Annotated in this window: 10 protein-coding genes; 8 read left to right on the forward strand and 2 right to left on the reverse strand. The window is 71.4% G+C overall.

The window, feature by feature from the left end; translation table 11 throughout:
- Positions 1-409, forward strand: a 409-nt coding sequence (locus tag RB146_13795) for a MerR family DNA-binding protein (GenBank protein ID MDQ7830037.1), incomplete at its 5' end; no start/stop codon positions are given.
- A 17-nt stretch (positions 410-426) separates the two neighbouring features.
- Here the strand turns inward: RB146_13795 and RB146_13800 are convergent.
- On the reverse strand, positions 427-855 hold the full coding sequence (locus tag RB146_13800; GenBank protein MDQ7830038.1) for a YkvA family protein: 429 nt from the start codon (positions 853-855) through the stop codon (positions 427-429).
- Between the two features lie 107 nt (positions 856-962).
- On the opposite strand from RB146_13800, the gene RB146_13805 reads away from it, so the two are divergent.
- From RB146_13805 to RB146_13835, 7 genes are all read left to right on the forward strand, one after another.
- Positions 963-1,478 carry a CopD family protein gene (locus RB146_13805; GenBank protein ID MDQ7830039.1) on the forward strand — a complete coding sequence of 172 codons (516 nt, stop codon included), beginning with the start codon at positions 963-965 and terminating at the stop codon, positions 1,476-1,478.
- A gap of 223 nt (positions 1,479-1,701) precedes the next feature.
- Positions 1,702-2,628 carry an ABC transporter ATP-binding protein gene (locus tag RB146_13810; GenBank protein ID MDQ7830040.1) on the forward strand — a complete coding sequence of 309 codons (927 nt, stop codon included), beginning with the start codon at positions 1,702-1,704 and terminating at the stop codon, positions 2,626-2,628.
- Positions 2,629-2,696: 68 nt separating this feature from the next.
- A complete protein-coding gene (locus RB146_13815; GenBank protein ID MDQ7830041.1) occupies positions 2,697-3,785 on the forward strand; it encodes an ABC transporter permease in 1,089 nt (362 codons plus the stop codon).
- A 218-nt stretch (positions 3,786-4,003) separates the two neighbouring features.
- On the forward strand, positions 4,004-4,507 hold the full coding sequence (locus RB146_13820; protein ID MDQ7830042.1) for a hypothetical protein: 504 nt from the start codon (positions 4,004-4,006) through the stop codon (positions 4,505-4,507).
- Positions 4,508-4,514: 7 nt separating this feature from the next.
- Entirely contained in the window at positions 4,515-4,721 is a 207-nt protein-coding gene (locus tag RB146_13825) for a hypothetical protein (GenBank protein ID MDQ7830043.1), read from the forward strand.
- Positions 4,722-4,758: 37 nt separating this feature from the next.
- Positions 4,759-5,037, forward strand: a complete 279-nt coding sequence (locus RB146_13830) for an AAA family ATPase (GenBank protein MDQ7830044.1) — start codon at positions 4,759-4,761, stop codon at positions 5,035-5,037.
- A 66-nt stretch (positions 5,038-5,103) separates the two neighbouring features.
- Positions 5,104-7,047, forward strand: coding sequence for a hypothetical protein (locus RB146_13835; protein MDQ7830045.1), 1,944 nt, complete (start codon positions 5,104-5,106; stop codon positions 7,045-7,047).
- A 671-nt stretch (positions 7,048-7,718) separates the two neighbouring features.
- On the opposite strand, the gene RB146_13840 is transcribed toward RB146_13835, so the two are convergent.
- Positions 7,719-7,946, reverse strand: a 228-nt coding sequence (locus RB146_13840; protein MDQ7830046.1) for a HEPN domain-containing protein, incomplete at its 5' end; no start/stop codon positions are given.

The following is a 7,946-nucleotide window of genomic DNA, read 5'->3' on the forward strand; positions in this document are numbered from 1 at the left end:
GAGGACCCTGCGGTACTACGAGTCGGTGGGACTGCTGCATCCCGGGAGGACGCCGTCCGGGTACCGGGTGTACGTAGAGACGGATCGGGAGCGGTTGCGATTCGTGCTGCGGGCCAAACGGGCGGGCCTCAGCCTGGGGGAGGTGGTGGAGGTGTTCCGGCTGCGGGACCGGGGGGAGCTGCCGTGCGGGCACGTGCGGGGCTGGCTGGACCGCAAGCTGGCGGAGGTGGAGGATCAGCTGCGAGCCTTGCGGGGGTGGCGCCAGGAGCTGCGGCACCTGCGGCGTCGGGCGGACGGCACGACCCTCCGGGCGCCCTGCATCTGCCCGATCCTCGAGGAAGCTGAGGGTAGCGGGTCGAGTTCCGCCGGCGTGCCTTCACCGAGGCGGCCACACCGGAGGAGGCCCTGAACCATTATTGGACCTTTTTAGTTTCTTACCGCTTGCACGACTGACCAGACGACGGCGACTATGACAAGTACCCAAATACCCATCACCATCAGCGCTCCAGCTCGACTGATTGGTTTCCCTTGCTGCAATAGCCCTTCGGCCTTCTGCCGAGCTTCGACCATTACTTCAGGTGGAATCATCTTCAACGCAAGTGCGACTCCCAAAGGCGTTACAAAGAGGTCGTCGAGGTAACCCAAAAGAGGAATGAAATCTGGAATCAGGTCTATCGGGCTAAAAGTGTGGGCCACTACTAGGCCTACAAAAGCCTTGACGTACCAAGGAACTCGTGGGTCCCGGGTAGCCACATACAGAGCATAGGCTTCTCGTTTAAGGGTGCGGGCACGATCTCTCAGCTTGGTAGTCAAAGCATCTCCCTCTGGAACAATTGTAGACAGCGTCTTGGACATGGCGGGTTTGCTGCTTTCCTCCCGTGGTTTGGCAAGGGCGTCTGGGAGGAGCGGGCCCTCGGAGAAGGCAAATCCCGGGATCGAGAGCCCATAGAGGAGAAGACCCCATGTATCAGACTGTCGTCTTCCTGCACCTCCTGGCCGCCGTCGTGTGGATCGGGGGCATGGTCTTCCTCGCCCTCGTGGCCATCCCGCCGCTGCGCCGCCTCCCCGACGCCCAGCGCGCCGCCCTCGTCACCGCCATGGGGATGCGGTTCCGGGTCGTCGGGTGGGTCGCCATCGCGGTGCTCATCGCCACCGGCATCCTCACCCTGGCCTACCGGGGGGTGAGCTGGGAGGCGGTGACCACCGGCCGCCTGTGGGAGACGCCCTTCGGCCGGATCCTGGCCTGGAAGCTGGCGTTCGTCGGGGCGATGATCGTCCTCAGCGTGCTGCACGATTTCATCATCGGCCCGGCCAGCGCGCGGCTGGCGCAGACTCGCCAGGACGGCGCGCCGTCGCCACCGGACCGTCAGGCCCTGGCCCTGCGCCGCACGGCCGCCTGGATCGGCCGGCTCAACCTGCTCCTGGCCGTGGCCGTGCTGCTCCTGGCGGTGGCGCTGGTGCGCGGGCTGCCCCGTTGACCAGCCCACCCAGTGTCCGCCGGAGGCGAGCGGCTGAGACCTCACCGGAGAGGTCGCGAGGAAGCTTTGGGCCCGCAGGGCATCCCTGACCGCGGTCCGGAGCTCAGCAACCGTCTCGGCCTGATTCACTCTCGGCAGCTCTCCCTGAGATTTCGGTCCCGGCCCAACGTGACCGGGTGTTTGCTCCCCGCCGGCCCGGCCGCTATGATGTCTCCCCGGTGCCATGACCGATCCCATCGTCCAGGTCCACGACCTGCGCAAGCGCTACGGCACCCTCGTCGCCGTCGACGGGGTGAGCTTCGAGGTCCGCCGCGGGGAGATCTTCGGCATCCTCGGCCCCAACGGCGCCGGCAAGACCACCACCCTGGAGATGCTGGAGGGCCTCCGCACCCCGGACGGCGGCAGCGCCGTCGTCGATGGCGTCGACGTGCGCCGCGACCCGCGCGGCGTGCGGGCGCGCATCGGCGTCCAGCTCCAGGAGGCCGGCTTCTTCGACCGCCTGACCGTCGAGGAGACCCTGCGCCTCTTTGCCGCCTTCCACGGCCGCCCGGCCCCGGTGCCCGCGCTGCTCGAGCGCCTGCAGCTCGCCGACAAGCGCCGCGCCTGGGTGCGCACGCTGTCGGGCGGGCAGCGGCAGCGGCTGGCCATCGCCGTGGCGCTGGTGCACGACCCGCCGCTCCTCTTCCTCGACGAGCCCACCACCGGCCTCGACCCCCAGGCCCGCCGCAACCTGTGGGACGTCATCGAGGCCCTGCGCCGCGAGGGGCGCACCGTCATCCTCACGACGCACTACATGGAGGAAGCGCAGCGCCTGTGCGACCGGGTGGCCATCATGGACCACGGCCGCCTCGTGGCCCTGGACGCGCCCCGGGCCCTCATCCGCACCCACGCGCCCACGGCCACCGTCGCCCTCGCCGGGGCCGACGAACCGGCGGACCGGGAGGCCGCGCTGGCCGCCCTCCCCGCCGTGCGGCAGGTGGAGCGGGCCAACGGCGAGGTGCGCCTGGCCACCACCGACCCCGTGGAGACCGTGCAGGCAGTGATGGCCCTGCACCGGGCCGGCACGCTGCGCTTCACCCAGCTCCGGGTCGAGGAGGCCACGCTGGAGGACGTCTTCCTGCACCTCACGGGCCGGAGGTTGCGCGAGTGAGGTCCGGCCCGCAGCCTCCTGCCGTCACGGCCCGCGACGACCTGCCGCCCTCCCGTGCGGGAGGCTCCGTGGACGCGTTGCGGGCCTTCGGCCTGACCGTCCTGCTCTTCTTCAAGCACTACTTCCGCGACCGCACCAGCGTCTTCTGGGGCCTCCTCTTCCCCCTCATCCTGATGAGCCTGATCGGGGTCGCCTTCGGCCGCGGGGAGAGCGTCACCTTCACGGTCGGCGTCGTGCCCGGGGCCGGCCCGCTGGCCGAGGGGCTGCGCCGCGGGCTGGCCGAGGTCCCGGTGCTGCGGGTGGTGGACGAGGCGGACGAGGCCTCGGCCCTCGCGGCCCTGCGGCGCGGCCGCCGCATCCTGGTGGTCGTCCCGCCGGAGGCGGCCGGCAGCGCCGGCGTGGCCGGCACCGTCCGCGTCTACTTCGACCAGGCCCGCCTGCAGGACGCGCGCACGGCCCTGCTCATCCTCGAGCGCTTCGTGACCGAGGCCAACCTGCGGCTTGCCGGGGCGGCGCCGCTCCTGCGCCTGGAGGCCTCCCCGGTGGCGGGCGCCCGGCGCGTGCGCTTCTTCGACTTCCTCCTCCCCGGCATTCTGGCCATGACCGTGATGAACTCCGGGCTGCAGGGGACGAGCTGGGTGGTCACCGAGTACCGGCAGCGCCTGGTCCTCAAGCGGGTGCTGGCCACGCCGGTGCACCCGGCGCTCTTCCTGGGCGGCCTGGTGGCCCGCTACGCCGCCACCAACCTGGTGCAGCTCGCGGTGATCGCGCTGGTGGCGGTGGGGCTCTTCCGGGCCGTCATCGTCGGCAGCCTGCTCCTGCTCGCCGCGCTGGCGGTCCTGGGGACGTTGGTCTTCGTGGGGATGGGCCTGGCCGTCTCGACGGTCTCGCGCACGCCCGAGGCCGCCAACCTGCTGGGCAGCCTTCTCGGCTTCCCGATGATGTTCCTAGCGGGGACGTTCTGGCCGCGGGAGTTCATGCCGGCGGCGGTGCAGCCGCTCATCAGCGCGCTGCCGCTGACGCCGCTGGTGGAGGCGATGCGCGGCGTGGCCGCCCGCGGCGACGCCCTCGGCCCCTACCTCCCGGGACTCGTCTACCTGGCGGGCTGGGGCGTGGTGGCCTTCCTCCTGGCGGGGTGGCGGTTCCGCTGGGAGTAGGACGTGCCGGGTGCGGTCAGCAGGGTGGAGCTTGGGCATAAGCGCCAGCGAGAGGAAGCAGCCACGAGCGCCCGGCGGCATGGACGTGTGCCGGCCGACCGGCCGCTTCCTCGACTTGAGGACTGTCAACGATGGTGGCCGGTGCGCAGATCCGCTCTGAAGGTGGCTGGGGCCGCCTCCTCGCCGCAGTGATCGTGGGAGGCGCGGCGGGACCGGCGATGGACCTGGTCGCCCATCCCGCCCTCCTCCACTTCTCACGGGAATGGGAGATGGGCGGCATCCCGTTCATGATCGCCCAGTTCTTCTATACGCCCGTGCTGGCTGGCCTCACCGCCGGTTTCCTCGCCCCACACCGGCCGTATGTGGCCGCGGTACTGGCGCAGGCGGTGGCGGCCGCCTGGGCGGCCGCGGCGTCGGCACTCGACTGGTGGAGGCCTCAGCTGTGGGGCGTCGCCGGCATGCCCCTTGGCATCCCGCTCGCGCTGTGGGCGGCGCTCGTCGTCGACCCGCGGGCTGCCGCCCGCCGGCCGGCACTGGGCTGGATGCAGGACCTCTCCTACGTGCTGGCCTACCTGCACACCGTCTTCGCCACGCTCCCCGTCCCGCTGCGCTGGCTCCCCTCCCCCTTCGGCTCCCTGATCGGCTGGGCGGCCCCGGCAGTCTTCTTCCTGCATGTCGCGCGGCGGAACCGACGGGCCCGTGGCCTCGCGGCCCACACCTGAGCTGCCGGTGGTCACCAACGAGATCGGGCAGCACGACGATGATCCGCAGACGACCACGGCCCTGCTCAGGGCGGTAGCGGACCTGCGGCTGCCTCACGCGGTGTGGTTCAGCATCGACGCCGCGCGGGCCCGGGCGCTGATGAACCCCGACGGGACTCTACGCTTGACCGGGGAGGCCTTCCGCGTGTTCACGCAGCAACACCCGCCGCGGTGAGGTCCGGACGCAACGTCTCAGGCTTGCCGCCGACCCCGTGCGCCGTCTCGACCACGGCCGCCGCCTGGTCATCCTGGACGAGATTCAAAAAGCGCCCGACCTCCTGGACGCCGTCAAGCTGTTGGCCGATCGCGGCGAGGGGCGCCGCTTCCTCCTCCTCGGGTCGTTTCAGATCCTGTTGCTCCAGCGTGTACGCGAGACGCTGGCGGGGCGCGCCACCCTCCTCGAACTCTGGCCGCTGGCGCTCGCCGAGAAGGTCGACGCTCCGCAGGTGCCGAAGAGGAGCACGAACCCCTCCCGGGCCCGGAGCCGGTGAGGAGATCCCGGCCGGCGAGGAGATCCTCCCGCCTGTCGAGGAAACTTGCTGTCCGAGAGGTCCCCCATGGAACACCCCGAGGCCCTCCCGCCGGAGACCCTGCACCAGGCCGCCCGGCTCGTGGACGAAGGCGTCCGGCTCCACCGCGCCGGGAAGGCCGCCGAGGCCCGCGACCGGTTCACCCGCGCGCTCGCCCTGGCCCCTCTCCCCTCGGCCCGCAACAACCTGGCCGTCATCGCCCTCGACGTGGACGGGCGTCCCGCGGAGGCCCTGGAGTGGCTCGCGCCCCAACTCGGATCCGGGGCGCAGGGGCATCCCTTCGCCCACGCCCTGGCGGTGCGCGCGCACGTGGCCCTCGGCGACGCCGCCCGGGCCGCGGCGCACCTCCACGAGGCGGTGAAGGGCTTCGAGCAGGGGCTGCCGCTCCAACCGCCCGGGGTCGCCACGCGCACCTTCCAGGAGTACACGGCGGTGATCATCGGCGCGGCGGGCGCGCTGGGGGAAGACCGCCAGGCGTGGGACCTCTACCGCCGGTGGCAGGCGCACCACGTCGCACCCGAGAGCCACTACTTCGGCGGGGTCGCGGCGTTCAACCTGGGACGGTGGGGACAGGCCGCGGGAAGCTGGCGCCGCCTGCACGCGTCGACCTGGGCGACGCTGCGCGGGTTCGCCGACCTCGTCCCCCTCTTCGAGCGCGGGACGCTGCCGCCGCTGCGCCTCCCCTACCACTTCCCGGACATGGAGCGGATCAGCAGGGCGGCCGCGCAGGCCTCCGGCGACCTGGCCGGCGCCATGGGGCGCCTGGTGGCCGACCCGGCGACCCTCATGGTCGTGCTGCACGGCCTCTTCTGCCTCCCGTCTCCCCGGCCGGCGGAGCACACGGCGGGCATGGTGGGCGACCTGGTGGCCTACGGCGGCCCCTGGGGAGCGGACCTGGGCCGCCGGCTGCTCGAGGCGGGGAGCGTCGCCGACGAGTGGAAGCTGGCCGCCGCCCAGGGCCTGATCCGCGCCGGGGTCCTCGGCGAGGGCGAGCCGGTCACCATGCTCATCGGCGGTACGCGCCGGCAGGTCACTATCACCCAGGCCGCCTTCGACTTCGAGCCCGACCCCGATCTGGAGCGGCAGCGCCAGGAGGCGCTGGCGTTGCGCCAGGGCGGGCGCACGGCGGATGCGCGTCGCCTCCTGGAATCCCTGGCGCAACGGCCGGGCCGTCTGTACATGCCCGCCGTGGCCAGCCTGGCCGCCCTCCTCCTCGACGAGGACGACCGGCCCGCGGCGCGGCGGTGGCTCGAGGTGATGGCGGCCGCCATGCCAGGACACCCGGGCGTGCGCTACAACCTGGCCGTCCTCAGCCTGCGGGAGGGCGACCGGCAGGACGCCCTCCGGCACCTGGCCGCCATCGACCGCGAGGCGTTGACGCCCGAGATGGCAGAGCGGGTGCGGGCGCTCCAACGGCACCTGGCCTCAGACCTCGTGGAGCCCCTGTCGGCGGAGGAGGTGATGGCGCGCATCGGCGAGGACTTCCGCGCCGACGTCGACCGCCGACCGATCGCGCCGGACCGGCTCACGCTCGAGCGGGCGCTGGCGCGCGTCCCCGTGCAGTGGCTGAACGCAGCCTGCAACCTCCACGGGCTGGCCGTCCCGGCGCCGTTGAAGCGGGACCGGGCCCGCCAGCTGGCCGGGATGGTCGCCGCCGACCCGCAGGCGGCGGTGCGGGCCCTGGGGGCGTGGGACCGTGGCGGCCGCGCGCGGGAGCTCTTACGGTTCGTCCTGGCGGCCGGCGGGGTGGTGCGCAAAGCGACGGTCACCCGCCGGTTCGGGTCGGACGAGGGGGACGGCTTCTGGTGGGACGAGCAGCCGCCCTCCAGCCCGCTCGGCCTGGCGCGGCTGGCGGGCCTGGTGTTTGTAGGCCGGGCGGCGTGCGGCTCACGACGGGAGCAGGTGGTCGTCGTCCCGGTCGATTTGCGCGAGGCGCTGGCGGCCGTGCTGCACGGCAGGAGCGGGTCATGACGTCGCGGCAGAGGTGTTACGGCCTTCGCACCACGTGCGGGTTCCCGGCGGACGAGAAGTAAGGTCCGAGCCTTAGGCGTAGAGGAACCTTGTCTTCCATTGCCGCCGGAGACTCAATGGTATCCGGCACCTCGTTCGCCACGTGAATTCTTCCGGGGTCGTCACGATGACGTGCACCGGCAATCCTGCAGCGGTGTAGAGCTACGCTAATCGCAGTCCGCTTCTCGCGCTTCGACCTCGGACACAGGCATAACTGCGAGCAGGCCCACATCGCTGTGCAGTCCAGCTCCTACCTGGACGTGTGATCACCCAGTTCGGCGGCGGCAAGACTCACACCCTGACGGTGCTCTACCACCTGGTCCAGAACGCGACCAGGGCTTCGTCCTTTTCCGGGGTTGGCGGGGGTCCTCCAGCGTGAGGACCGGAGCCGTCCCGTTGGTACGCCCGGCCAACCGTCTCGAGACCATCCCTGTGTGCTTCGTCAACGCCCGGGTGAATACGCTGCGGCCGAAGAACTTCTCCGGGTCGCGGTAGTCCTCGGGCGCGCGGCCGGAGATGACCTGCTCCAGGTGGATGGCGAACTCGTCGGGGTTGAAAGACCGCCCCTCGCGGGACCTCTTTGCGTGGTGTGACGACTTTTGTACCACCGCTCCATGGGCAGCCTCCCCTGCTTACGTCAACTCGTCCATCGGGAGGGCCGACCGCGCCTCGGCCCGTACGCGCCTGGCTATCTCCAGGGCTCGTCTAGCCTCTTCACGGCCCGGCTCTGGACCCAGTCCGGGATACCGAACGCCAACGGGGTAGGGGTTCAGTTCGACCAGCTCGTCAACGTCGAGTCTCACCGCCACGCCGGCAGACAGCAGAGGGAGTATTTCAGTCAGATCGTGAGTCCTGGGCAC

The organism is Armatimonadota bacterium (assembly GCA_031081585.1).
In the GTDB taxonomy this organism is placed as follows: Bacteria; Sysuimicrobiota; Sysuimicrobiia; order Sysuimicrobiales; family Humicultoraceae; genus Geohabitans; species Geohabitans tengchongensis.

Coding starts and splice junctions, on each gene's coding strand:
- RB146_13820 (MDQ7830042.1), top strand. CDS start 4,004: ATGGACCTGGTCGCCCATCCCGCCCTCCTCCACTTCTCACGGGAATGG.
- RB146_13810 (MDQ7830040.1), top strand. CDS start 1,702: ATGACCGATCCCATCGTCCAGGTCCACGACCTGCGCAAGCGCTACGGC.
- RB146_13800 (MDQ7830038.1), bottom strand. CDS start 855: ATGTCCAAGACGCTGTCTACAATTGTTCCAGAGGGAGATGCTTTGACT.
- RB146_13805 (MDQ7830039.1), top strand. CDS start 963: ATGTATCAGACTGTCGTCTTCCTGCACCTCCTGGCCGCCGTCGTGTGG.
- RB146_13835 (MDQ7830045.1), top strand. CDS start 5,104: ATGGAACACCCCGAGGCCCTCCCGCCGGAGACCCTGCACCAGGCCGCC.